Annotated in this window: 24 protein-coding genes and 2 tRNA genes; 16 read left to right on the forward strand and 10 right to left on the reverse strand. The window is 73.8% G+C overall.

Annotated features, from left to right (window positions below; genetic code table 11):
- The first annotated feature begins 29 nt into the window (after positions 1 to 29).
- The 3 genes from RKE38_RS06675 to RKE38_RS06685 all read left to right on the forward strand — a co-directional run bounded on the left by RKE38_RS06675 (position 30) and on the right by RKE38_RS06685 (position 1,517).
- The gene (locus RKE38_RS06675) at positions 30 to 467 is read left to right on the forward strand and encodes a cupredoxin domain-containing protein (protein WP_316006663.1); all 438 of its coding nucleotides are present in this window, start codon (positions 30 to 32) and stop codon (positions 465 to 467) included.
- Positions 464 to 925: a hypothetical protein gene (locus RKE38_RS06680; RefSeq protein WP_316006664.1), complete on the forward strand. Its 462-nt coding sequence runs from the start codon at positions 464 to 466 to the stop codon at positions 923 to 925. Before RKE38_RS06675 ends, RKE38_RS06680 begins: the two co-directional genes overlap by 4 nt.
- Positions 926 to 1,382: 457 nt before the next feature.
- A complete protein-coding gene (locus RKE38_RS06685; protein WP_316006665.1) occupies positions 1,383 to 1,517 on the forward strand; it encodes a hypothetical protein in 135 nt (44 codons plus the stop codon).
- A gap of 109 nt (positions 1,518 to 1,626) precedes the next feature.
- Here RKE38_RS06685 and RKE38_RS06690 read toward each other — a convergent pair whose 3' ends face one another.
- A complete protein-coding gene (locus tag RKE38_RS06690) occupies positions 1,627 to 2,871 on the reverse strand; it encodes an amidohydrolase (protein ID WP_316006666.1) in 1,245 nt (414 codons plus the stop codon).
- Between the two features lie 245 nt (positions 2,872 to 3,116).
- Positions 3,117 to 3,974, reverse strand: coding sequence for a PAS and ANTAR domain-containing protein (locus tag RKE38_RS06695; protein WP_316006667.1), 858 nt, complete (start codon positions 3,972 to 3,974; stop codon positions 3,117 to 3,119).
- Positions 3,975 to 4,082: 108 nt separating this feature from the next.
- Here RKE38_RS06695 and RKE38_RS06700 point away from each other — a divergent pair, with 108 nt between their 5' ends.
- The gene (locus tag RKE38_RS06700; protein ID WP_316006668.1) at positions 4,083 to 5,336 is read left to right on the forward strand and encodes an FUSC family protein; all 1,254 of its coding nucleotides are present in this window, start codon (positions 4,083 to 4,085) and stop codon (positions 5,334 to 5,336) included.
- 31 nt (positions 5,337 to 5,367) lie between these two features.
- Here RKE38_RS06700 and RKE38_RS06705 read toward each other — a convergent pair whose 3' ends face one another.
- Positions 5,368 to 5,583, reverse strand: a complete 216-nt coding sequence (locus tag RKE38_RS06705; RefSeq protein ID WP_316006669.1) for a hypothetical protein — start codon at positions 5,581 to 5,583, stop codon at positions 5,368 to 5,370.
- Positions 5,584 to 5,698: 115 nt separating this feature from the next.
- Here RKE38_RS06705 and RKE38_RS06710 point away from each other — a divergent pair, with 115 nt between their 5' ends.
- From RKE38_RS06710 to RKE38_RS06755, 10 genes are all read left to right on the forward strand, one after another.
- Positions 5,699 to 6,700, forward strand: a complete 1,002-nt coding sequence (locus RKE38_RS06710; protein WP_316006670.1) for a pirin family protein — start codon at positions 5,699 to 5,701, stop codon at positions 6,698 to 6,700.
- Positions 6,697 to 7,689, forward strand: a complete 993-nt coding sequence (locus RKE38_RS06715) for a hypothetical protein (protein WP_316006671.1) — start codon at positions 6,697 to 6,699, stop codon at positions 7,687 to 7,689. The genes RKE38_RS06710 and RKE38_RS06715 overlap by 4 nt, the downstream gene beginning before the upstream one ends.
- A gap of 29 nt (positions 7,690 to 7,718) precedes the next feature.
- Positions 7,719 to 7,937, forward strand: a complete 219-nt coding sequence (locus RKE38_RS06720; protein WP_316006672.1) for a hypothetical protein — start codon at positions 7,719 to 7,721, stop codon at positions 7,935 to 7,937.
- Complete coding sequence (locus RKE38_RS06725) at positions 7,934 to 8,776, forward strand: oxidoreductase (protein ID WP_316006673.1); 843 nt, start codon at positions 7,934 to 7,936, stop codon at positions 8,774 to 8,776. The genes RKE38_RS06720 and RKE38_RS06725 overlap by 4 nt, the downstream gene beginning before the upstream one ends.
- Before the next feature lie 189 nt (positions 8,777 to 8,965).
- Positions 8,966 to 10,408: a GuaB1 family IMP dehydrogenase-related protein gene (locus RKE38_RS06730; RefSeq protein ID WP_316006674.1), complete on the forward strand. Its 1,443-nt coding sequence runs from the start codon at positions 8,966 to 8,968 to the stop codon at positions 10,406 to 10,408.
- Positions 10,409 to 10,426: 18 nt separating this feature from the next.
- Positions 10,427 to 11,476: a PHP domain-containing protein gene (locus RKE38_RS06735; protein WP_316006675.1), complete on the forward strand. Its 1,050-nt coding sequence runs from the start codon at positions 10,427 to 10,429 to the stop codon at positions 11,474 to 11,476.
- Between the two features lie 72 nt (positions 11,477 to 11,548).
- Complete coding sequence (locus RKE38_RS06740) at positions 11,549 to 12,475, forward strand: hypothetical protein (RefSeq protein WP_316006676.1); 927 nt, start codon at positions 11,549 to 11,551, stop codon at positions 12,473 to 12,475.
- On the forward strand, positions 12,472 to 12,846 hold the full coding sequence (locus RKE38_RS06745; protein ID WP_316006677.1) for a GntR family transcriptional regulator: 375 nt from the start codon (positions 12,472 to 12,474) through the stop codon (positions 12,844 to 12,846). Before RKE38_RS06740 ends, RKE38_RS06745 begins: the two co-directional genes overlap by 4 nt.
- 119 nt (positions 12,847 to 12,965) lie before the next feature.
- A tRNA-Glu gene (locus RKE38_RS06750) sits at positions 12,966 to 13,038 on the forward strand.
- 29 nt (positions 13,039 to 13,067) lie between these two features.
- Positions 13,068 to 13,141: transfer RNA gene (locus RKE38_RS06755), tRNA-Asp, on the forward strand.
- A 64-nt stretch (positions 13,142 to 13,205) separates the two neighbouring features.
- On the opposite strand, the gene RKE38_RS06760 is transcribed toward RKE38_RS06755, so the two are convergent.
- The 4 genes from RKE38_RS06760 to RKE38_RS06775 form a co-directional block, all read right to left on the reverse strand.
- Positions 13,206 to 14,786, reverse strand: a complete 1,581-nt coding sequence (locus RKE38_RS06760) for an AbgT family transporter (protein ID WP_316006678.1) — start codon at positions 14,784 to 14,786, stop codon at positions 13,206 to 13,208.
- Between the two features lie 12 nt (positions 14,787 to 14,798).
- Positions 14,799 to 15,797 (reverse strand): PHB depolymerase family esterase, encoded by a 999-nt coding sequence (locus RKE38_RS06765; protein WP_316006679.1) that lies wholly within the window; start codon positions 15,795 to 15,797, stop codon positions 14,799 to 14,801.
- An 81-nt stretch (positions 15,798 to 15,878) separates the two neighbouring features.
- Entirely contained in the window at positions 15,879 to 16,652 is a 774-nt protein-coding gene (locus RKE38_RS06770) for a creatininase family protein (RefSeq protein WP_316006680.1), read from the reverse strand.
- Positions 16,649 to 17,341, reverse strand: a complete 693-nt coding sequence (locus tag RKE38_RS06775; RefSeq protein WP_316006681.1) for a FadR/GntR family transcriptional regulator — start codon at positions 17,339 to 17,341, stop codon at positions 16,649 to 16,651. Before RKE38_RS06775 ends, RKE38_RS06770 begins: the two co-directional genes overlap by 4 nt.
- Before the next feature lie 96 nt (positions 17,342 to 17,437).
- Between RKE38_RS06775 and RKE38_RS06780 the strand changes: the two genes are divergently transcribed.
- Entirely contained in the window at positions 17,438 to 18,388 is a 951-nt protein-coding gene (locus tag RKE38_RS06780) for an SDR family NAD(P)-dependent oxidoreductase (RefSeq protein WP_316006682.1), read from the forward strand.
- Positions 18,389 to 18,478: 90 nt separating this feature from the next.
- Here the strand turns inward: RKE38_RS06780 and RKE38_RS06785 are convergent, their stop codons facing one another.
- Entirely contained in the window at positions 18,479 to 19,402 is a 924-nt protein-coding gene (locus RKE38_RS06785; RefSeq protein WP_316006683.1) for an NADP-dependent oxidoreductase, read from the reverse strand.
- Between the two features lie 139 nt (positions 19,403 to 19,541).
- Here RKE38_RS06785 and RKE38_RS06790 point away from each other — a divergent pair, with 139 nt between their 5' ends.
- Positions 19,542 to 20,177 (forward strand): TetR/AcrR family transcriptional regulator, encoded by a 636-nt coding sequence (locus RKE38_RS06790; protein WP_316006684.1) that lies wholly within the window; start codon positions 19,542 to 19,544, stop codon positions 20,175 to 20,177.
- On the opposite strand, the gene RKE38_RS06795 is transcribed toward RKE38_RS06790, so the two are convergent.
- Both RKE38_RS06795 and RKE38_RS06800 read right to left on the reverse strand, forming a co-directional pair.
- Positions 20,165 to 21,040 carry a 3-hydroxyacyl-CoA dehydrogenase family protein gene (locus RKE38_RS06795; protein WP_316006685.1) on the reverse strand — a complete coding sequence of 292 codons (876 nt, stop codon included), beginning with the start codon at positions 21,038 to 21,040 and terminating at the stop codon, positions 20,165 to 20,167. The two genes, RKE38_RS06790 and RKE38_RS06795, sit on opposite strands and share 13 nt — an antisense overlap.
- Entirely contained in the window at positions 21,037 to 22,215 is a 1,179-nt protein-coding gene (locus tag RKE38_RS06800) for a thiolase family protein (protein ID WP_316006686.1), read from the reverse strand. Before RKE38_RS06800 ends, RKE38_RS06795 begins: the two co-directional genes overlap by 4 nt.
- Positions 22,216 to 22,234: the final 19 nt, after the last annotated feature.

Below are 22,234 nucleotides of genomic sequence, written 5' to 3' on the forward strand. Positions count from 1 at the left end.
ACGACGGTCGGTCTGGAGGCAACACGTCCATGAAAGCCAACATCTGCTGCTTCGCCGTCGCGTCGGCCCTGACCTTGGGCCTGACGGCGTGTGGCAGCACGGGCACCAGTTCGTCGGCCTCGTCGACGTCGAGCATGACGATGCCCACGTCGGCGGCCTCGTCGGCGCCCTCGGCGCCCTCGGCGCCTGCGGCCTCCGCGTCTGCCCCGTCGGCCACCGCGACCGTCAGCTCGATCACCATCAAGGACTTCATGTTCGAGCTCCCGGCACGTGTCAGCCCGGGATCGCAGGTGAGCATCAAGAACCTCGATGCGCAGGCCCACACGGTGACGTCGAAGAAGGGCGGTTTCGACGTCAAGGTGGACCCGAACGGGACGGCCACCCTGACGGCCCCGACGACTCCGGGCAGCTACCCCGTCGTGTGCTCGTTCCACGCGAACATGAGCGCCACGCTGGTCGTCGAGTGAGCGCCGCGCCGACCACCCGCGCGGGCCGCCGGCGGCACACCCGCAGCCGAGGGACGGTCCTGGTCCGCGGACTGGTGGTCCTCGCCCTGGCGGTGGACGCGGTCGTCCACGCCAGGCTTGCCGAGGGGTACCAGAACGCCTCGCCCGGCGGCATCGGCACGGGCACCCTCTTCCGGCTCGAGGCGATCGCCGCCACGCTGGCCGCGCTGTGGGTCTTGTGGCGCGGGAGTCGCGCCGCGTATGCCGCAGCCGCCACCGTCGCCCTGAGCGCGGGGGCCGCCGTGGTGCTGTACCGCTACGTGAATGTGCCCGCCTTCGGGCCCATCCCTGCGATGTACGAACCCGTCTGGTACTTCCAGAAGTCGCTGAGCGCCGTGGCGGAGCTCGTCGGGGGCCTGGCGGCAGCGGCGGCGTCGCTACGGCCGTCCGGCACGGTGGGGACCTCCAGGGAGTCCTGACTGTTCACCGGCACGGATCTCGGACCGCTGCATCGCTCCGTGGGTCCTTGCTTCGTCCCCTGGCGGCCACATCAGGCAAGCTTCAGGGCCGCGGGTGCGCGAGGCGACGCATCCCTGTCCCCGGCTTGTGTGGGGCTGTCCCGGCCACCCCCGTGCGCCTGGGACGGCCCCACTCCCCCAGGGCAAGGAATCACCCGGCCAACGACACTGTGGCCGCTCCACCCTGAAGCCCTTGCCTGGGTCCCGACGTTAGGGAGCCCCAGCGGCTCGTCGCAGGGACCAACGTCCCGAGGCTCGTCCCGACCTGACCCAACCCACCACCACCAAGCCGTCCAGGACGGGCAAGATCCGCCTATTGCACGAGGCGCCCGAGCCGATCGGGGGCAAACATGGACAGATGGTGGGGAATGACGATCGTAGGGAGCCGGACCGGTCGGATGCAGGGGACGAGCACTGGATGGCCGGGTACGAGGGCCCGTGGTTCTCCGGCCTGTCCTGCCCGACGTGCGGGGCGCTCGTGGGCAACCGCGAGGAGTACGCCGTGATGCACACCCGATGGCACGCCTCGGTCGACGCCCGCGTCACGCGCTGACGACCGGGCGGGAGCGAGGGGCCCGAGCAGCCGGGGGCGGCACACCTCGCCGGGGCGGCACACGCGGTGCGATGACGGTCCGGGCGCCCCGCAGGGCGCCCGGGGGGCGTCAGGCCGGGAGCCACTCCCTCGCTGCCGTCAACAGAGCCTCGACCCCCACGGACAGCGTCGGCTCGATCACCGGGGCGTAGTGCGGGGAGTGGTTGTTCGGCAGGCTGCGCATCGCCGCCATCATCTGCTCCGGCGTGCTCGCCCCCGCGAACAGTGCGGGGTCGGCGCCGCCGAGGAACCAGAACGCGCAGGGCACCCCGGCCGAGTCGGCGAGCACACCCACGTCCTCGCTGCCGGTGAGCGGGCCCGTGTCGAACACCCGCTCGGCGCCGAAGCGCTCGCTGAAGGCGGACCGGGTCCGGGCCACGGCCGCGTCGTCGTTGAGCAGCGGCGGGAAGTAGTCGACGTGGTCCACCTCGGCCGGGCGGGGCGCCCCGGAGGCCTCGGCCTCCGCCCGGGCGATCCGCTCGATCGCCGCCAGCGTGCGGTCCCGGACCAGCGGGTCGAAGGTCCGCACGTTGAGGCCCAGCTCGGCATGGTCCGGGATGATGTTCTCCTTGGTGCCGGCGTGCAGGCTGCCGATGGTGACCACCGCCGTCTCGGTGCCGCCGATCTCCCGCGACACGATGGTCTGCAGCCGCATCACCGTGGCTGCGGCCATCACCACGGGGTCGACCGCCGCCTCAGGTCGCGACCCGTGGCCACCGCGACCGTGCAGCCGGATGTGCAGGGTGTCGCTCGCCGACATCGCCATCCCGGGGTGGATGCCGATCATCCCGGCCGGGAACGGCCCCACGTGCTGCCCGAGGACGACGTCGGGACGGCCCAGTCGCTCGAAGAGCCCGTCCGCCACCATGGCGCGGGCGCCCGCCCCCACCTCCTCGGCCGGCTGGAACACGACCATGAGCCGGCCCGACCAGGTCGAGCGATCCGCGGAGAGCGCGGATGCGGCCCCCAGCAGGCAGGTCACGTGGACGTCGTGACCGCAGGCATGCATCAGGGGCACATCGTTTCCGGCGGGGTCGGTGCCGCGCTGGGTGCTGGCGTAGTCCAGCCCTGTCGCCTCGAGGACCGGCAGACCGTCCATGTCCGCGCGCAGCAGGGCCGACGGGCCCGGACCGTTCTCCAGGATGCCGACCACGCCGGTGCCACCGATGCCCTCGGTGACGTCGTATCCCCATGCCGCCAGGCGCTCGGCCACCAGCGCGGCGGTGCGGTGCTCCTGGAACGACAGCTCCGGGTGGCTGTGCAGGTCGCGGTAGACGGACGCCAGGTCGTCGGGTGTCATGGCGGTGCCGGTCATGCACTTCCCCTTCGCCGTGGTCTCGACGATGTGAGTGTGCGTTCGACCGGCTGCCTCGTCAACTGACGGCAGATGAACAGCGTTGCGAGACAGACGAATTCAGACTTTTCTCGATCGAGGCGGCCACCACTTCCCTGCTGGCAGCCCCGGGCGCCATCGCTTGTGACGCCGGCCGGGGGCGCGCCAGCGGGACGGCGGTGCCGAGGTGAGCGACAGTAGCCGGGAGCGCCGGCAGCCGGCGGGCGTCAGGCGTCGGGGTCCGGCTGCAGGCCGAGCACGCGGTCTGCCCGCGCGGCGGCGCTCACCTCGTTGGTGGGGGCCAGGGTGAAGTCCTCGACGAGCGCGGCGGACAGCTCCGCCAGGGTCACCCCCCGCTGCCGCGCCGACCACCACAGCAGCTCGAGCGCGGCGTCCGGGGTGAGCCGGTATGCCGCGACGAGGATGCCCTTGGCGTGCTCCACCACCGCGTTGAAGGCAGTCGGCTCGAGCACCGTCAGCCCGCCGTACGGCTGGGGGTGGTCGACGAAGTCGGTCAGGTCGACGAAGTAGCCGTTGACGGCCACGACCCGCCGGTCCTCGTCGAAGACGCCGATGCCGATCGAGAGGACGTGACGGACCCCGCCCCCGGCGTCGATGACGCGGTGCCGGCAGCAGAACGGCTCACCGGTCGCGAGCGCCCCGCTGAGCGTGCCCTCGGTGCGCGTCCGGTCCTCGGGGTGCTTGTGGGCCAGCAGCAGCTCCGTGGTGGGCTCGGCCTCGTGGGGGCTGAGCCCGTGCAGCTCGAACATCTCGTCCGACCACCACCAGCGGTTGGCGCGCACGTCGTAGGAGAACCGCGCCATGGTCTCGGGCACACCGGCTGCCACTGCGACGAGGACCTGCTCGGCCTCGGGGACCGCGCCCAGGAACGGGTCCGTCCCGACACCGCCTCCCGGGGCCCGCGGACCCTCGTGGGCGCCCGACCCGACGCCGTCGGCAGCACCCCCCGGATCGAGCGGAGAGGGGTTGACGGGGGTGGAGCGGGAGAGGGGGTCGGGGGGCGAGACCGGGTCCTCCGTGATCATGTCCAGGCGTCCGATCTTCGCGGTGGGGAACTCGTCCATGCCACCCTACCTGCGCAAACGCCCCAACCGGGACCAGACTCCCCACAGTTTCCCCTGGCCGCCGGGCCACGCTGGCGAGCGTCGGGCGCCGGTCCTATCGTCGCCCTGATGGACACCTTTGAGCCGGGGGGCACGAAGGGGGAACGGGAAGGCGCGTTCGCGAGGGCGAGGCGCCTGCTGGTCGACGTCGTGCGGGGGTGGTGGGACGCCGCGTCGACCGCGGCGCGCACCGCCGGCCCGCAACGGGACGCCGCGCTCCTCATGGGCAAGGCGGCCCTTGCCACCGTCGTCGCCTGGCAGTTCGCCGACCGCGTCCTCGGCAGCCACCAGGCGTTCTACGCGCCGATGGCGGCCCTGCTCGTCGTCGACCGGACGATGGTGCGCTCGATCGGCGCGAGCGCCCAGCGCGTCGCGGCGGTCGTGGTCGGCATGCTGACGGCCTGGCTGGTCGGGTCGACCCTCGGGGTGCACTGGTGGTCGATGCTGCCGGTCATCTACCTCGCGCTGCTCATCGCGCGGTGGCGGCGCCTCGGCGACCACGGCATCCAGGTGCCCACCATGGTCCTGCTGTCCCTGCTGACCGTCGGTGGCACCAACGTCGACTTCACCTACCTCACGGTGGTCGAGACGATCGCCGGCGGCGTCATCGGCGTCCTGACGAACGCGATCGTGCTCCCGCCCCTGCACCTGCGGGAGCCGCGCGAGCAGATCATGAGCCTGACGACCCGGGTCAGCGAGCTGCTGGCCTCGATCGCGGGCGGCCTGCGCGAGGGGTGGGACGCCGAGGAGGCCCGTGGCTGGTACGACACCAGCACCGAGATCATCCAGCTCGCACCGCAGGTGCACGCCGAGATCGAGACCGGCCGCGAGAGCACCCGCTTCAACCCGCGCGACAACCTCCGGGGCCTCAGCGTCGACTGGTCCGGGTACGCCGCGGCGGTCGAGGCCGTCCGGCGCACGCAGTGGCAGGTCTCGGGCATCGCCCGCACCCTCGTCGACGCCGCGGACGAGGGTGAGGCCCTCCCCGCCCCCAGCCAGCAGTTCCTCGAGGCGTATGCCGAGGCGCTCGACCACGTCGGCGCGGCGGTCAACCACTTCGGCATCGACGACGACGAGGAGCGCCACGAGGTGCGCCGAGAGCTGGGCGAGGCGGTCACCATCCTCGACCGCCTGGGCGACCAGGTGCGCGAGACGCGGCTGGACGACCCGAAGGCCTGGCCGGCATACGGCGCACTGCTGCTGGACGCCCGCCGGCTCGCGCGTGAGCTCGAGCTGCAGACCGACGAGGCGGTGGTGCCCACCGACAGCGGGCCCATCCGCATCCCCAAGGAGGGGCTGCGGCGCCGGGTCCAGGGCCAGTGAGGGACCGGGGCGCGACGGGGAGGGCGGGCGCCTAGGTGGTCGGCTGCTCCTGCGTGCGCAGCCACCGCTCCCGGTGCTCCTGGAAGGAGATGCCGCCGGTGGTCCGGTTGACGACGTCCGCGACGACCTCGCGCGGGAACAGGCTGCCGTCGCCGCGGCTGCCGACGGTCTGCAGGACGCGGCTAATGGTCGCCTCGTCGAGGTCCGCGAACAGCTCGGGGTACAGCTGCAGGTAGCGCCGTGGCATCGTGGTCCAGCCTTCGTGGGGGTGAGCGGAATGCTAGGCCAGCAGAGGACCCCGTGGGCACATCAGCGACAAACTCACAGAAAGCGCACATGGGCCGGCCTGCCAGACTGTGCGGGTGAGCAACGTCGAGACCGACCCGCACGAGACGGTCTGCCACGGCGCCGACGGGGCCGAGGCGGACGACCACCGCGTCGAGGTGCTCGAGCCCCGCGACGTCCCGCTCGGCGGACCGCGGGCCATGACGGTGCGCAGGACCCTGCCGCAGCGGCAGCGTTCGATGATCGGCGCCTGGTGCTTCGCCGACCACTACGGCCCCGACGACGTCTCGCGGACGGGCGGCATGGACGTGCCGCCCCACCCGCACACCGGGCTGCAGACCGTGAGCTGGCTGTTCACCGGCGAGGTCGAGCACCGCGACAGCCTGGGCACCCACGCCCTGGTCCGGCCCGGCGAGCTCAACCTCATGACCGGTGGCCACGGGATCGCCCACTCCGAGGTGTCGACCCCGGGCACGACGACGCTGCACGGCGTCCAGCTCTGGGTGGCGCTGCCCGACTCGGACCGCGACGCCCCCCGCGACTTCCAGCACCACGCGCCGACGCCAGTCGAGCTCGACGGCGCGACCGTGTCGGTCTTCCTGGGCTCGCTGGCGGGGCAGGTCTCGCCGGTGCGGACGGCCACCCCGCTGCTGGGGGCGGAGGTCGTGCTTCGGCCGGGTGCCCGGCTCGAGCTCGCCGTCGACCCGTCCTTCGAGCACGGCGTCCTCGCCGACACCGAGGGGGTCGAGCTCGCCGGCACCCTGCTGCCCCGGGCCGGGCTCGGCCACCTGCCGCCCGGACGCAGCTCGCTCACCCTCGCCAACACGTCCGCCGCACCGGCGCGGGCCGTCCTGCTCGGCGGGCCCCCGTTCGAGGAGGACATCGTCATGTGGTGGAACTTCGTGGGCCGCAGCCACGAGGACATCGAGCGGGCGCGTGAGGAGTGGATGGCCGGGTCCGACCGGTTCGGCGAGGTGCAGGGGTATGCCGGTGCCGTCCAGCACCTGCCCGCGCCCGCCCTGCCAGCCGTGCGGATCCGCCCGCGCCGCAATGCCGCCCGGCCCGACCGGGACTCGTGAGCGCCCGGGGACCGTCGCGCGGCACCCGTCGCAGGCGCCTCCTCGGTGCCGGTGCAGCCCTGGGGGTCGTGGCCGCGCTGGCGCTCACGGCATACGCCACCACGCCCCGCACGCACGGCGTCGCCGGGGACTGGCAGGCGAAGCCGCTGGACGGACGGGTCGTGGGCACCGTCCTGCTCAGCGGCGACCACACGGCACTGGACCTGCGGACCGGGAAGTCGGTCTCGCTGGGCTCGGCGGCCGGTGGGCGGCCGTATGCCGGGGACGGGCGCCTCGTCGTCGCCGGCGCCCACCGGGTGGACTCGGTGGGGCTCGACGGCACGGGCCGCTGGACCTGGCGCCCTCCGGCCGGGCAGGCGCCGGTGCCGCTGGCAGCCCGGCGCGGCACCACCCTCGTCGCGACCTGCCCGGACGAGGCATCGGCGCCGTGCGACCTCGTCGGGATCGACGCCCGCGGCCACGAGGCGTGGCAGACCAACGGCACCACCGGCAGCGGTCGCGTCGCGGCCCCGGCCGACCAGGGGCTGCCGCACGCGTACGCCAGCGCGAACCAGGGCGGCGGTGTCGTCCTCCTCGACCCGGTCGACGGGCGGGAGTCGCTGGTCCCGGGGCAGCGCTTCAGCGCGGAGCCCGACGGGCCGGTGGTCGTGACGGCGGTCCAGGGCGGCCAGTGCGTGCTGACGGCGTACGACGGCGCCGACCCGGTGTCGACGCGGGTCCTCGCACGGTGCCCCGACGACGTCCCGGCGAGCGTGGAGGTGGGTGGCGCCGCCCACCTCACCGTCGCCCGCGAGCGCCGCAGCACTCCCGCGAACCCGCTGCGCTGGGGCTCCCCGACGACCGTCCTCACGGTCGTCGACACCCGCAGCGGCCGACAGGTGGGCCGGGTCGCCGCGACCGGGCGGCTCGACCTGCTGCTGCTCGACGGCGACGGGCTGGTCGTGCGGACCGACGAGGGGATCACCCGGTACACGCTGCCGCAGCACTGACGCCGACCGCGGTCCGGCAGACTGGAGCCATGGCCCCCACGTCCCAGCGGCCCCGGCGCACGGGCGCCGCGGCGTACCTGCCGCTCGTCGTCGCGATCTGCGCGATGGTGCTCGTCCGCGAGCTCGTGACGGCGTTGTGGCCCGACCTGTCGAGCTGGGTCGCGTTCGTCGCCGCCCTGGCGGTCGGGTGGGTGGCCTACGCCCGCGTGGAACGGTTCCTCGCCCGACGCGGGAAGGACCGCCCATGACCTCCACCTCGCTCGCCCCCGTCCTCGTCACCGGCTGCTCGTCGGGGATCGGCGCGGCCACGGCCGAGCTGCTGCTCAAGGCCGGCCACACCGTCTACGCGACCGCCCGGCGCACCGAGGCGCTCGCCGACCTCGAGGCCGCGGGCGCCCGCGTGCTGGCGCTCGACGTGACCTCCGAGGAGTCGATGTCCTCGGCCGTCAAGGCGGTCGAGGACGAGCACGGCCGGGTCGGCGCGCTGGTCAACAACGCCGGCTACGGCGAGTACGGCACGATCGAGGAGACCGACCTCGACAAGGTGCGGCAGATGTTCGAGACCAACGTCTTCGGACTCGCCCGGCTCACCCAGCTCGTGCTGCCGGCGATGCGCGCGGCCCGCTCGGGGCACATCGTCAACATCGGGTCCATGGGCGGCCGGCTCACGTGGCCGGTCGGTGGGTACTACCACGCCACCAAGTACGCCGTGGAGGCGATCAGCGACGCCCTGCGCAACGAGGTCCGCCCGTTCGGCATCTCGGTCAGCCTGGTCGAGCCGGGCCTGATCCGCACCGGCTTCGAGGAGACCGCACTGACCTCCGAGGCGCACGCCGGCACCGACGGGTCGCCGTATGCCGACCTGCTCGCCACCAGCGCGAGCATCACCACGGGCGGCTACTCCAACCCGCTGCTGGCCAGCGGTCCCGAGGCCGTCGCCAGGGTCGTGCTCAAGGCGGTGGAGTCGCGCTCTCCGCGCAGCCGCTACGTCGTGACCGCCGCCGCGCGCGCCGCCATCACGGCACGGACCGTGGGCGGCGACCGCGTGTGGGACGCGATCGTGCGCAACCAGTTCGGCTCGCACTGAGGTCCGGCTCGTACTGACGCGCCGGACCCTCGGCCCGCTCCCGCGACCCGACCGGGTGGACCTGACGCTCGCGCTGCGTCACTGACCCGCATCCGGATCAGTGACGCAGTCGCCGGCCACCCCTCGGCCCCCCGGCCACCCCTCGGCGCCCCGGCCGCCGGCGTCGGTCCCCGACCTAGACTCGGGCCCGTGCAGTTCCTCAACGGCCTCCAGCCCCAGCTCGACCTGACCTACGACGACGTGTTCATGGTCCCGAGCCGCTCCGACGTCACGAGCCGCCTCGACGTCGACCTGACGAGCTCCGACGGCAGCGGCACGACCATCCCGCTCGTCGTCGCGAACATGACCGCCATCGCAGGCCGCCGGATGGCCGAGACGGTCGCCCGCCGCGGCGCCCTCGCCGTCATCCCGCAGGACATCCCGGTCGACGTGGTCAGCGAGGTCACCGGCTGGGTCAAGCAGCGGCACCTCGTCCACGACACCCCCATCACCCTGAGCGCCACCGAGACGGCCGGCGCGGCCCTCGTCCTGCTGCCCAAGCGCGCCCACGGCGCCGCGGTGGTCGTCGACGAGTCGGGCCGCCGCCCCATCGGGATCGTGACCGAGGCCGACCTCACGGGCGTCGACCGGTTCACGCAGGTGCAGGAGGTCATGACCCGCGAGCCGGTCCTCGTGAGCGACGGCACCGACCCGGAAGAGGCCTTCAACACCCTCGCGACAACCCACCACCACGTCGCCCCCGTCGTCGACGACGCGGGCGAGCTGGTGGGCATCATCACCCGTGCGGGCGCCCTCCGGGCGCGGCTCTACACCCCGGCCACCGACGCGCAGGGCCGCCTGCGGATCGCCGCCGCCGTCGGCATCAACGGCGACGTCGCGGGCAAGGCCGCCGCCCTCCTCGAGGCCGGTGTCGACCTGCTCGTCATGGACACCGCGCACGGCCACCAGGAGAAGATGCTCGACGCGCTGCGGGCGGTGCGGGCCCTCGACCCGCAGGTCCCCGTCGCGGCCGGCAACGTCGTGTCCGCAGCCGGCGCGCGCGACCTCATCGAGGCCGGTGCCGACATCGTCAAGGTCGGCGTGGGGCCCGGCGCCATGTGCACCACCCGGATGATGACCGCGGTCGGTCGCCCCCAGTTCTCCGCCGTGCTCGAGTGCGCCACCGAGGCCCGTCGCCACGGCAAGCACGTCTGGGCCGACGGCGGCGTGCGCCACCCGCGCGACGTCGCCCTGGCCCTGGCCGCCGGCGCCTCGAACGTCATGGTCGGCTCGTGGTTCGCCGGGACGCTCGAGTCCCCCGGCGACCTGTTCACCGACGAGCGCGGCCGCCGCTTCAAGGAGTCCTTCGGCATGGCGAGCAGCCGCGCGGTCCGCAACCGCACCGCGACGGACACGGCATACGAGCGGGCGCGCAAGGCGCTCTTCGAGGAGGGGATCTCCTCGGCGCGCATGTTCATCGACCCCGAGCGGCCGAGCGTCGAGGACGTCATCGACCAGATCGTGGCCGGGGTGCGCTCGAGCTTCACGTATGCCGGTGCGCGGACCATCGAGGAGTTCGCCGAGCGGGCCGTGGTGGGGCTGCAGAGCACCGCCGGGTTCGCCGAGGGCCGACCGCTGCACACCTCCTGGTGAGCCGGGAGGGTACGCCGCGTGGTCGCCGCCGTCGCCCCGCTCACCGCCCCCGTCGCGCCTGACGAGGCGCTGCGGCGGATCGCCTTCCTGCTCGAGCGCGAACGGGCCGGGTCCTACCGGGTCGAGGCCTTCCGCAAGGCCGTGGTCACCGTCCGCGAGACGCCGGAGGACGAGCTCCGGGCGCGACACGAGGCGGGCACGCTCCAGGACCTGCCCGGCATCGGGAAGTCCACCGCAGGGGTCGTGGCGGAGGCGCTGGACGGCGAGCTCCCGGCATACCTGACAACGTTGCAGGACAAGGCGAAACCGCTCGTCACGGGCGGTGAGTACCTGCTCGCTCGCATCACCGGCGACTGCCACTCGCACTCGAGCTGGTCCGACGGCGGCAGCCCGATCGAGGAGATGGTCCTGACCGCCGTCGAGCTCGGCCACGAGTGGCTGGCGCTCACCGACCACTCCCCGCAGCTGCGCGTCGCGAACGGGCTGACGGCCGAGCGGCTGACCAAGCAGCTGGCGATCGTCGACGCGGTCAACGCCTCGCTCGGCGACAGCTTCCGGCTGCTCAAGGGGATCGAGGTCGACATCCTCGACGACGGCTCGCTCGACCAGACCGACCGGATGCTGGGGCAGCTCGACGTCGTCACCTCGAGCGTCCACTCCAAGCTGCGGATGAACGCAGCGCCCATGACCCGGCGCATGGTGGCGGCCGTCTCGAACCCGCGCGTCAACGTCCTCGGCCACTGCACCGGGCGGCTCGTCGAGGGGACCCGGGGGAAGCGGCCGCAGTCGGAGTTCGACGCGCGCTCGGTCTTCGAGGCCTGCGCCGAGCACGGCACCGCCGTGGAGATCAACAGCCGTCCCGAGCGCTGCGACCCGCCCGACGAGCTCGTCGAGCTGGCGATGGAGGTCGGCTGCCTGTTCGCGATCGACTCCGACGCCCACGCGCCCGGGCAGCTGGAGATGAAGGCGTACGGCTGCGAGCGCGCCGAGCGACTCGGCATACCCGAAGACCGGATCGTCACGACGTGGCCGGTCGAACGGCTGCTGGAGTGGACGTCGGGCACTTGACGAGCCGCGACACACTATGTCTCAATGTTCTAAGTCATTGAGACAATGTGTGTCGAGGGGTCCGGAGGGGTCATGGCCGTCGTGCTGATGGGGTTCGTGCTGGTGCCGCTGCTGGTGCTGGTGGTGGGGTCGACGGTGGAGCGGCTCGTCTCCCTGACCCGCACCCGCGGGCTCGACCGTTCGGTGCGAGCGCGGTCGCTGCTGGCGTCGGGCGCCACCCTCGTCGCCGGCGTGGCCGCGATGGGGGCCTGGGTGGCCGTCGGGGAGAACCCCGCGTCCGACGTGCGGGTCGCCACCCTCCCGGCCCTCGGCGGGGCCGTGGCCACGCTCGCCGGCGCGGTCGCGGAGCTCACCTGGCCCCACCCTGCCGGCACCGTCCGCACGGCGTCGCTGGACGCCCGGCGGCTCGCGCCGTCGCTCCTGCAGCGGCTGCTGGGGCTCGGGCTGGCCGCGAGCGCCGCCGCCCTCGTGGTGGGCACCCTGACCGCGGGCCCGGACGGCCGGTCCGTCACCAGGTCCGCAGGCGACGCCAGCAGCACCGCGAGCCCCTACCCCGGTGCCACGTATGCCGTGCCCGTCGGCATCGCCCTGGTCGTCCTCGGAGCCGCCGCCTGGTGGGCGGTGCGCCGGGTCGAGGCACGGCCCGCGCTGCCGGGGGGCTCGCCCGAGCTGGACCGCGCGGTGCGGCAGGAGTCGCAGGTACGGGTGCTGCGCCCGGCCGCCACGGGCGCACTGCTCACCGCTGCCGGCCTGTGGCTCACGCTCGGGCCGGCGGTCAACCGGGTCACCCAGAACCTGCGGATGGCCAGCGAGGACGCGCCACGGTCCCCCGGGGACTGGGTGCAGTGGCTGGGCTTCGCGGGAGCCGGCCTCGGTGTCCTCCTGGCCCTCGCGGCCGGTGTCGCACTCTTCTGGGTCGGCCCGGGCCTGCCCCGACCGGCACGCCCGGCGCACCCGGTGGCCGAGGCCACGCGTGGCGCCTCCGGGGGCGCGGCGTGAGCGAGCTGGCCGTGAGCGTCGACCTCTCGGCGCCGACCCCGCCGTACGAGCAGGTGCGCACCCAGATCGCCGGGCACATCGCCACCGGGTCGCTCGCCGAGGGCGACCGGCTGCCGACCGTCCGCGCCCTGGCCGCCGACCTCGGCCTGGCGGTCAACACGGTGGCGCGCGCCTACAAGGAGCTCGAGGCCGAGGGACTGGTCACCACCCGGCGTCGCGCGGGGACGATGGTCGCGCCGGGGTCGCAGTCCACGGACGTCGCCCTCGGTCGCAGCGCTGCGGAGTACGCCCAGCGGGCCGTCCGCGCCGGGCTGAGTGAGTCGGCCGCAGTGGACCTGGTGCGCGCGGCCCTGCGCGAGGCGCGGGCCTGAGGGCCTCCCGGGACCGAGGCGCGACCCCGTTTTGGAGATCGGGGCGGGGTACCCCTATGCTTTCCGAGTCCTCGACGGATCCGAGCGCAGTCGCTGGGCGAGGGTTCGGCGAAGTGCCGGTCCCCATCGTCTAGCGGCCTAGGACCCCGCCCTTTCACGGCGGTAGCACGGGTTCGAATCCCGTTGGGGATACTGTTTTGCAAGGCCTCAGAGCCATCCGAGGCCCCGTAGCGCAGTTGGTTAGCGCGCCGCCCTGTCACGGCGGAGGTCGCGGGTTCGAGTCCCGTCGGGGTCGCCCAGAGCGAAGGGCCCACACGAGAGTGTGGGCCCTTCGTCGTTCCCCGCTCGAGGGTGTGCGGTCAGCGCACCGGGGCACCGGGACCCAGCGGGACGCCGAGGGCCCACCACGCGTAGAACAGCAGGGTCCACGTGACCGTCATCGCCACCGCGAGCGGCAGCGTGTACGACGCGAGCGTCCCGATGCCCGCCGTCTTGCGGTAGCGCTGCAGGAAGCCGAGCGCCATCACGAAGTACGGGCTCATCGGCGTGATGGCGGTCGACCCCGAGTCGGCGATCCGGAAGATCGCCTGGGTCGTCTCCGCCGGCACGTCGAGCAGCAGGAGCATCGGCACCACCACGGGGGCCGCGATCGACCACATCGCCGACCCGCTCGTGACGAGGACGTTCACGACCGACATGAGCGCGAGGATCAGCAGGAACACCAGCGCGATCGGCACGCCGCTGGTCCGCAGCGCCTGCGCCGACTCGACCGCCACGACGTCGCCGATGTGGGTCCAGTCGAAGTACGCGAGGAACTGGGCGATGGCGAAGAACAGCACCAGGACCGGTGCCATCTGCCGCACCCCGTCGGCCATCAGCCGCGGGACGTCGCCCGGCTTGCCGATCGACCCCGACCGCCAGCCGTAGGTGATGCCGACGACCGCGAACAGCAGGGCCACAACGGCCGCGATGCCCTCGAGGAACGGCGAGTCGGTGATGCTGCCGTCCTCGCCGCGCAGGGGCGAGGACCCGGGCAGCAGCACGGCGACGAACGCGAGCAGCACCACGGCTCCCGCGGTCAGCGCGAGCCACAGCGCGGACTGGTCGCGGCGCGACAGCCTGAGGTCCTCGACGTCGTCGAGCTCAGCGTCGGGGTCCGCGTCGAGGTCGGGCCGCTTGGCCAGGACCCACTTGGTCACCAGCGTGATGACCGTGGCCAGCAGCAGGGAGGACGCGATGTTGAAGTACCAGTTGCTCACCGGGGACACGTACGCGTCGGGGTCCACGATCTTGGCGGCCGCGGTGGTGATGCCCGCGAAGATCGCGTCGTTGGGGGTCGGCACCGGGCTGGCGTCGTAGCCGGACGCGATGGAGGTGTACGCCACCACGACGCCGAGGATCGGGGACCTCCCCACGGCGCGGAACGCCAGGCCGCCGAGCGGCACGAGGATGATGTATGCCGCGGCGCTGGCCACGTGCGAGACGGTGCCCGCGAAGGCCACCGCGAAGACGACCCACGAGACCGGGACGCGCGACACCGAGACGCGCATCAGGGCCGCGAGGAACCCCGAGCGCTCGGCCACGGCGACGCCCATGATGACGACGACGATCGTCGCCATGGGCCCGAAGGACGCGAAGTTGTCCACGGCCGTGGAGACGGCCATCGCGAGCCCGTCGCCGCTGAGCAGGTTCTGCACCGTGACGCTCTTGCCGTCCTTGGGCGAGACGACGGTGACGCCGGCCGCCGACAGGACGGCGCTGACGACGGCGAGGACGCCCGCAAGGATCCAGAAGAGCCAGAACGGGTGCGGCAGCGCGTTGCCCAGGCGCTCGACGACGGCGAGCGCGCGCAGCACGCGGGGCAGCCGGTCCGCCGGTCGCTCGTCGGTCTCCGGGCCCTGGGCGGGGCTCGGCACGGGTGTCTGTGAGGTGGTGGTCATGTCGTCCTCCGGTCAGTGCTGCGGCAGTCGCTCGTCACGCAGGAACTCCCACATGACCTCGTGCGCCTCGATGGAGTGGGTGGCGTAGCCGCCACCGGAGTAGCTGTCCTGGCCGGGCCACGTGTGGCCCCCGCCGAGCACCGCCACGTGGGTCACCTCGGCACCGGCACGGCAGCCGACCCAGCGGCTCGTCGTCACGTCGGGCGCGGTGTCCTCGACGAGCGGGCCTGCCTGGCAGCCGTTGCGCGCCGCCCAGGCGGCGACCCAGTCGGGGATGGCGGGGAGCCCCCGGTCGGCGTCCCCGGCATACGGGATGGTCACGTCGCCGGTGCCGTGGAAGTCGATGACCGGCACGGGCCTGGTGGGTGTGCACGTGGGGTGCCCGGTGCCGTAGAAGGCGCCGGAGACCGGCGCGATGGCGGCGATCCGGTCGGAGAGCTCGCAGGCGAGGATGCCCGTGAACCCCGCGCCGTTGGACTTGCCGGTGGCGTAGACCCGCCGCGTGTCGACGCACAGGTCCGACTCGAGGGTGTCGAGCAGGTCTGCGGTGTACCTGACGTCGTCGACGCCCTCCGCGGCGTACGGCGCCCCCTCCCACGCCTGTCGCTCACCGCTGCCCGTGCCCACCACGCCGTTGCCGTAGGCGACGACCGCGGGCAGGTTGTCCAGCCCGGAGAACGCCTCGGTGCCGACGCCGGTGTTGCCGCGGCCGTGGAACACGAGCACGACCGGCCAGGCGCGGTCGGGGCGGTAGCCGTCGGGCAGGTGCAGCTGGTAGGTACGTTCGCGCCCACCGCTGGCCAGGGTGCGCAGGACGCTGTCCCCCGGCTGCTGCGGGGCGGCCGTCCCACAGCCGGCCGACCGGGTGGGGGCGTCGCCCGCCCCCGTCGCGGCCGCCCCGGCCCCTGCCGGGACGGCCAAGGCTGCGGTGACGCCTGCGGCGACCAGGGCGGCGCGCACAGCGGTACGCACCGCGGTGGTCCGGTGTCTCGCCGATGTCGTCGTTGACATGTGGACTCCTCTCGGCCGCGTGCGAGGGCACGGCGGCATGGCCCCGGGGCGCGGTCGCACCGGGAGTGGGTGGGGGTGGGGTCAGGCGGCCAGCCAGTCCTCGACGAAGGAGGTGATCCGGCTGGTGATGGCCTTGACGACGGCGGCCCCGTCGTCGGCGGTGGCCCGCCGGGGGTCGCCGAGCACGCCGATGGCACTCAGGCGGTCGTAGGGCAGCGTCAGCGCGGGCTTGCCGTGGGTGCGGGCGACCCGGCCGAGGCGGTCGAGCTGGTCCAGGGAGGTCGTCCCCGGCTCCAGGAGGTCGGGGTGGACGAGGTGGGGGGCGACGTGGAGCATCTGCGCCGTCTCGGCCTCGCCGGAGTGCCCGTGGACCTCCGGCGGGTCGAGCGCCGCGACCTCCTCGGCGGCCAGTGAGGTGAGGGGTGTCCAGGCCAGCTCGAGGTCGGGCAGGTCGACGAGCATGTCCTGCGCGAGGGTGGTGAGGGCGGCGTTGTTGCCGCCGTGTCCGGTCACGACGAGGACCCTGCGCCAGCCGTGGCGGTGCAAGCTCGTGACGTAGTCGCGCACGACCGCCACGAAGGTGCTCGTGCGCAGGCTCACCGTGCCGGCGAAGGCGAGGTGGTGCGGGGAGATGCCGACCGGGACCACCGGTCCCACCACGGCGCGGCCACTCAGCTCCGCGGCGACCGCGGCGCACACGGCCTCGGCGCGCACGAGGTCGGTCGAGAGCGCCATGCCCGGGCCGTGCTGCTCGAAGGCCCCCGCGGGCAGCAGCACGACCGTCCCGGCTGCCACCGCCTGCGCCGCCTCGGTGGTGGTCATGTCGGCCAGGTGGTGGGGTCGCCGGGTGCTCACGCGTCCTCCGCCTCGGGCAGGTCGGCGGCCGCGACCGAGTCACGGATGGTCGTGAGGTGCTCGCGGGTCAGCCGCTCGGCGGCCGCCGCGTCGCCCTCGCGCACCGCGGCGAGGATGTCGAGGTGCTCGGCGTGGTCGCGCTCGCGGTCGTCGTACCGGAACCGGATCTCGACCTGCTCCTCGGCCCGCAGGTGCAGGAGCGCCTCGACCGTCTGGTGCAGGAGCGGGTTGCCGCTGGCCCTCGCGAGCTCGGTGTGGAAGTGCAGCGCCGGCCGGACGCCGCGGGCGGGCGGCTCCAGCGCGTTGCCGGCGGCCTGCTCGAGCCGGGCCAGCGACTCTGGGTCGCGCGCCGTCGCGGCCAGCGCCGCGATGCCGGGCTCGATCACCAGGCGGGCCTCGGCCAGCTCCAGCACGGACTGCCGGGTGATCGACGGGCGGTGCGGGTTGGCGAGCAGCGAGCGCTCCAGCCCGGGCCCGATGTAGGTCCCCGACCCGTGACGGAGCTCGACGACCCCGGTGGCCTCGAGACGGCGCAGCGCCTCGCGCAGGGTCGGCGTCGTCACGTCGAAGCGGCGGGCGAGGTCCCGCGAGGACTCCAGCGCGTCACCGGGCGCGAGCCGCTCCGCGCGGATGAGGGCGACGATGTCGTCGGCCAGGCGTTCGGAGAGGGAGACTCGCGCTTGGGTCATAAAGTGACTAAATCACTTGGTCTGTTCCGGCGTCAAGGGTCGCCGAGGGAGCCCCGTCCGGAGCGCCTCCCCGAGGGCCTGCCTAGGGTTGGTCCCATGGCAGCGGTGACGGACGGGCTGGACTGGCTCCTCGACAAGTCGGTGGTGCTCGGCTACAGCAAGGTGGGCCCGGCGCTACGCCGTGCCTGGTGGCCGGCCGACCCCAGGCCGGGTGTCCTCGCCGGCCGCTCCGTGGTCGTGACCGGCGCCAGCGGCGGCCTCGGCCTCGCCACCGCCGCGGGCCTGGCCGGCCTGGGCGCCCACGTGCGCCTGGTCGGCCGCGACGCCGAGCGCCTGGAGGCCGCGCAGCGCCGGCTCGTCGCCGAGGTGCCGTCCGCCCAGGCCGACCTCGACGTGTGCGACCTCAGCGACCTCGACGCGGTGGAGGCGTATGCCGCGCGGCTGCGCGAGGAGCTGCCCTCGCTGCACGCCCTGGTCCACAACGCCGGCGTCCTCCCGCCGGAGCGCCGGGTGAGCCCGCAGGGGCACGAGCTGACGTACGCGACCCACGTCCTCGGCCCGCACGCCCTGACCTTCGCCCTCGGCGACCTGCTCGCGGGCGGCCGCGTCGTCGTCGTCTCCTCGGGCGGCATGTACGCCCAGCCGCTGCCGGAGGACGACTACGAGTACACCCGCGGCACGTACTCGGGGACCACGGCATACGCGCGCACGAAGCGGATGCAGGTGGTCCTGGCCGAGCGCTGGGCCCGCGAGCTCGACGGGCAGGGAACGGCCGTGCACTCGATGCACCCCGGCTGGGCGGACACCCCCGGGGTCACCGACTCGCTACCCGGTTTCGCCAAGGTGGCCGGCCCGATCCTGCGCGACGCCCGCGGTGGCGCCGACACCGTCGTCTGGCTGGTCGCGACGGAGGAGCCCATCGGGACGGGCCGGTTCTGGCACGACCGCCGGGCCCGGGCCACGCACTACGCGCCCGTGCGCGTGGAGTCCGAAGCCGCTCGTGAACGGCTCTGGCAGGCGGTCACCGAGGCGACCGGCCGGCCGTGACACGAGAGCGCCCCGGGAGGGGTCCCGGGGCGCTCTCGTGTCGTTCCTCACCCGGATCCCGTTGGTGCGCAACGGTTCCGGACCCTCGGGTCACTCGCTGACGCGGATCGCGATCTTGCCGCGGACGTGACCGCCCTGGCTCAGCTCGAAGGCCTTGGCCGTCTCCTCCAGGGGGAAGGACGCCGCCACCGGCACGCTCAGCTTGCCCTCGTCGGCGAGGTCGGAGAGCACCTGCAGGTCGGCCGCGTTCGGACGCACCCAGGCGTACAGGCCGCCCTTCTCCGCGACCGAGCCGTCCGCCACGGAGCCGTGCCGGCCACCCTCGGCGAGCACCGCGAGAGTGCTGTCGAGCACCTCGCCCACGAAGTCCGCGACGACGTCGACGCCCTGCGGCGCCAGCTTCCGCACCCGCTCGACGAGCCCGTCGCCGTAGGTGACCGGCTCCACGCCGAGCCCCCGCAGGAACTCGTGGTTGGACTCCGACGCCGTCCCGATGACGCGGGCGCCGAGCGCGCGGGCGACCTGCACGGCCAGCACCCCGACGCCGCCGGCGGCCGCGTGCACGAGGACCGTCTCACCCTCGCGCAGGCCCAGCCGCGTGAGCAGCTGGTATGCCGTGAGGCCGGCCAGCGGGAGGCCCGCGGCCTGGTCCCAGTCGAGGGAGGCGGGCTTGCGGGCGGCCGTGCGAGCCGGCACCGACACCACCTCGGCGAACGTGCCCTGCTGCACCCAGTCCTTGCGCGCGTAGGCGATGACCTCGTCGCCGACCGCGAACTCCGGGGTGTCCAGGCCGACCGCCTCGACGACACCCGCGACGTCCCACCCCGGGATGGCGGGGAAGTCCACCTGCATCAGCGGGTCGAGGTAGCCCGCCATCACCTTCCAGTCCACCGGGTTGACCGACGCCGACCGCACCCGGACCAGGACCTCGCCCGGGCCCACCCGGGGGTCGGGCCGCTCGGTGACCTCGAGGACGTCGGGACCGCCGTACTGCGCATACGTGATTGCTCGCATGGAGGGGACAACAGCGCACGCCCCGACTCCTCTTCCGCGACCTGTCCGAAATGAGACGTGACCTCCCGCACGTGTGCCGAGGTCCCTTTCCCGTCGCGACGACCCCTGAGGCACGAGGCCGTTGTGGGACAGTGGCCGCGTGAGCACGACCGACGGCGGGACGACCGCACCGCGGCGGGGGCGTCCCGGGCGCGACCAGCAGACGGTGCTGCGCCGGGCGGTCGACCTGTTCAACGAGCAGGGCTACGACGGCACCAGCATGGGTGACCTGGCTCGCGCCCTCGGGTTCAGCAAGTCCGCGATCTACCACCACGTCCCCGGCAAGGAGCACCTGCTCTCCCAGGCGCTCGACGAGGCGCTCGACGGCCTCACCGCGGTCATCGACGAGGCCGAGCGCCACGAGCCGGGATCCACTGCGTACCAGCGACTTCGCCGCGCCGTCCAGCTGTCGGTCGAGGTGCTCGTCGAGCACCAGCCCGCGGTCACCCTGCTGCTGCGCGTCCGCGGCAACAGCGAGGTCGAGGTGGAGGCCCTGCGCCGCCGCCGCGCCATCGACGCCCGCCTCGCGGCCCTCGTGCAGGAGGCCGTCGACGAAGGTTCACTCCGCTCGGACGTGTCGCCCCAGCTCGTGAGCCGGCTGCTCTTCGGGATGGTCAACTCGCTCGTCGAGTGGCACCGTCCCGGCGGCCCCGCCGACGCGCGGCAGCTCTCCGAGGCCATCACGACGATCGCGTTCGACGGCTTGGCGACCGCCACGGCCCGTCACCAGTCGTAGAAGCCGCGCCCCGCCTTGCGACCCAGCTCGCCGGCAGCGACCTTGTCCCGCAGCAGCTGCGGCGGCTCGAACCGCGGGCCGAGCTCGCGGGCCAGGTGCTCGGCGATGGCCAGCCGCACGTCGAGCCCGACGATGTCGGTGGTCCGCAGCGGCCCCACGGGGTGGCGGTAGCCGAGCGTCATGGCGGTGTCGATGTCCTCGGCACTCGCCACGCCCTCCTGCACCATCCGCATGGCCTCGAGCGCGATCGCGACCCCGAGCCGGCTGCTGGCGAACCCGGGCGCGTCCTGCACGGTGATCCCCGTCTTGCCCAGGGCCTCGACCCACGCGCGGGCGTCGTCGACGAGGGCCGGGTCGGTGCGCCTCCCGACGACGACCTCGACGAGGTCGCTGACGGGCACGGGGTTGAAGAAGTGCAGCCCGACGAGCCGCTCCGGACGCGACAGCCCGTCGGCGATCGAGTCGATCGACAGCGAGCTCGTGTTCGTGGCGAGTGCCGCGTCCGGCGCCGCCTGCTCCACCGCCGCGAACACCTGCCGCTTGAGCTCGACGTCCTCGGGCACCGCCTCCACGACCAGCGTCACCTCGGCGAGGTCGGCCGGGTCCGTGGTCGTCCGGTATGCCGCGCCCGCGGCCTCCGCCTCGACCCCGAGGGTCCCGCGCTCGGCCGCCTTCGCGAGGCTGCCGGCGATGCGCTCCCCCGCCGCCTGGGCCGCCGCTTCCGAGCTCTCGACGACGACGACCTGCGAGCCTGCGGAGACGAAGGCGTGCGCGATGCCGGCGCCCATGCGGCCACCCCCGTAGACGCCGACGTGGGCCGGCAGCCGGCGCCCGGCCGCGCCGGCCGCGCCCGCGGCGCTCACGGGCGCTCCAGCAGCAGCGCGGTGCCCTGCCCGACGCCGACGCACATCGTCGCCAGGCCACGCCGGGCGCCGGCGCGCTCGAGCCGGCCGAGCAGCGTCACGACGATCCGGGTGCCGGAGCAGCCGAGCGGGTGGCCGAGGGCGATGGCGCCGCCGTCGGCGTTGACGACCTCCTCGTCGAGCTTGAGGTCGCGGACGCAGGCGAGGGACTGCGAGGCGAAGGCCTCGTTGAGCTCGACGGCGTCGAGGTCGTCCACCGTCCAGCCGGCCCGGTCGAGGGCCTTGCGCGTGGCGGGCACCGGCCCGATGCCCATGACGTCCGGTGCGACCCCGGCACTGGCACCGCCGACGATGCGCGCCCGCGGGGTGAGGCCGTGCTTCTCCACGAACGCCTCCGACGCGACGACCACCGCCGCTGCGCCGTCGTTGAGGGCGCTGGAGTTGCCGGCCGTGACGAGGCCGTCCGGGCCGTGCAGCGGCCGCAGCCGGGCCAGCTTCTCCAGGCTCGTGTCGGCGCGGGGGCCCTCGTCGACCGCGACCTCGCCGTCGCCGACGGGGACCGCGACGGTCTCGGCCTCGAACCGCCCCGCCTCGATGGCCGCCACCGCCCGCTGGTGGGAGCGCAGCGCGAAGGTGTCGAGCTCCTCGCGGCTCAGCCCCCACCGCTGTGCGACCCGCTCCGCGGTCTGCGGCATGGTCAGCGTGGTGTCGGCGTCGAACCGCGGGTTGGTGAAGCGCCAGCCGATCGAGGTGTCGAACGCCGCACCCGGACGGGCGAACGCCTTCGCCGGCTTCTCCTGCACCCACGGCGCCCGCGTCATCGACTCGACCCCGCCCGCGACGACGACGTCGGCGTCGCCCGCCGCGACCATCTGCCGGGCGGTGGTGATCGCCGTCATGCCCGAGGCGCACAGCCGGTTGACGGTGAAGCCGGGCACCGAGTCGGGGAAACCGGCGAGCAGCCAGGCCATCCGGGCGACGTTGCGGTTGTCCTCGCCTGCCTGGTTCGCGGCACCGAGGACCACCTCGTCGACCAGAGCCGGGTCGACGCCTGCCCGACGGACGACCTCGCCGACCACGAGGGCAGCGAGGTCGTCGGGGCGCACGGACGCCAGCGCACCGGCATACCGGCCGATGGGGGTGCGGACGGCGTCGACGAGAAACGCTTCGGGCACGTCAATCTCCTTGCGGGAC

The organism is Phycicoccus sp. M110.8, from assembly GCF_032464895.1.
Taxonomy (GTDB): Bacteria; Actinomycetota; Actinomycetes; order Actinomycetales; family Dermatophilaceae; genus Pedococcus.

Coding starts and splice junctions, on each gene's coding strand:
- RKE38_RS06690 (WP_316006666.1), bottom strand. CDS start 2,871: ATGACCGGCACCGCCATGACACCCGACGACCTGGCGTCCGTCTACCGC.
- RKE38_RS06780 (WP_316006682.1), top strand. CDS start 17,438: ATGGCAGCGGTGACGGACGGGCTGGACTGGCTCCTCGACAAGTCGGTG.
- RKE38_RS06700 (WP_316006668.1), top strand. CDS start 4,083: ATGGACACCTTTGAGCCGGGGGGCACGAAGGGGGAACGGGAAGGCGCG.
- RKE38_RS06685 (WP_316006665.1), top strand. CDS start 1,383: ATGGCCGGGTACGAGGGCCCGTGGTTCTCCGGCCTGTCCTGCCCGACG.
- RKE38_RS06675 (WP_316006663.1), top strand. CDS start 30: ATGAAAGCCAACATCTGCTGCTTCGCCGTCGCGTCGGCCCTGACCTTG.
- RKE38_RS06760 (WP_316006678.1), bottom strand. CDS start 14,786: ATGACCACCACCTCACAGACACCCGTGCCGAGCCCCGCCCAGGGCCCG.
- RKE38_RS06705 (WP_316006669.1), bottom strand. CDS start 5,583: ATGCCACGGCGCTACCTGCAGCTGTACCCCGAGCTGTTCGCGGACCTC.
- RKE38_RS06775 (WP_316006681.1), bottom strand. CDS start 17,341: ATGACCCAAGCGCGAGTCTCCCTCTCCGAACGCCTGGCCGACGACATC.
- RKE38_RS06720 (WP_316006672.1), top strand. CDS start 7,719: ATGGCCCCCACGTCCCAGCGGCCCCGGCGCACGGGCGCCGCGGCGTAC.
- RKE38_RS06785 (WP_316006683.1), bottom strand. CDS start 19,402: ATGCGAGCAATCACGTATGCGCAGTACGGCGGTCCCGACGTCCTCGAG.
- RKE38_RS06765 (WP_316006679.1), bottom strand. CDS start 15,797: ATGTCAACGACGACATCGGCGAGACACCGGACCACCGCGGTGCGTACC.
- RKE38_RS06740 (WP_316006676.1), top strand. CDS start 11,549: ATGGCCGTCGTGCTGATGGGGTTCGTGCTGGTGCCGCTGCTGGTGCTG.
- RKE38_RS06725 (WP_316006673.1), top strand. CDS start 7,934: ATGACCTCCACCTCGCTCGCCCCCGTCCTCGTCACCGGCTGCTCGTCG.
- RKE38_RS06695 (WP_316006667.1), bottom strand. CDS start 3,974: ATGGACGAGTTCCCCACCGCGAAGATCGGACGCCTGGACATGATCACG.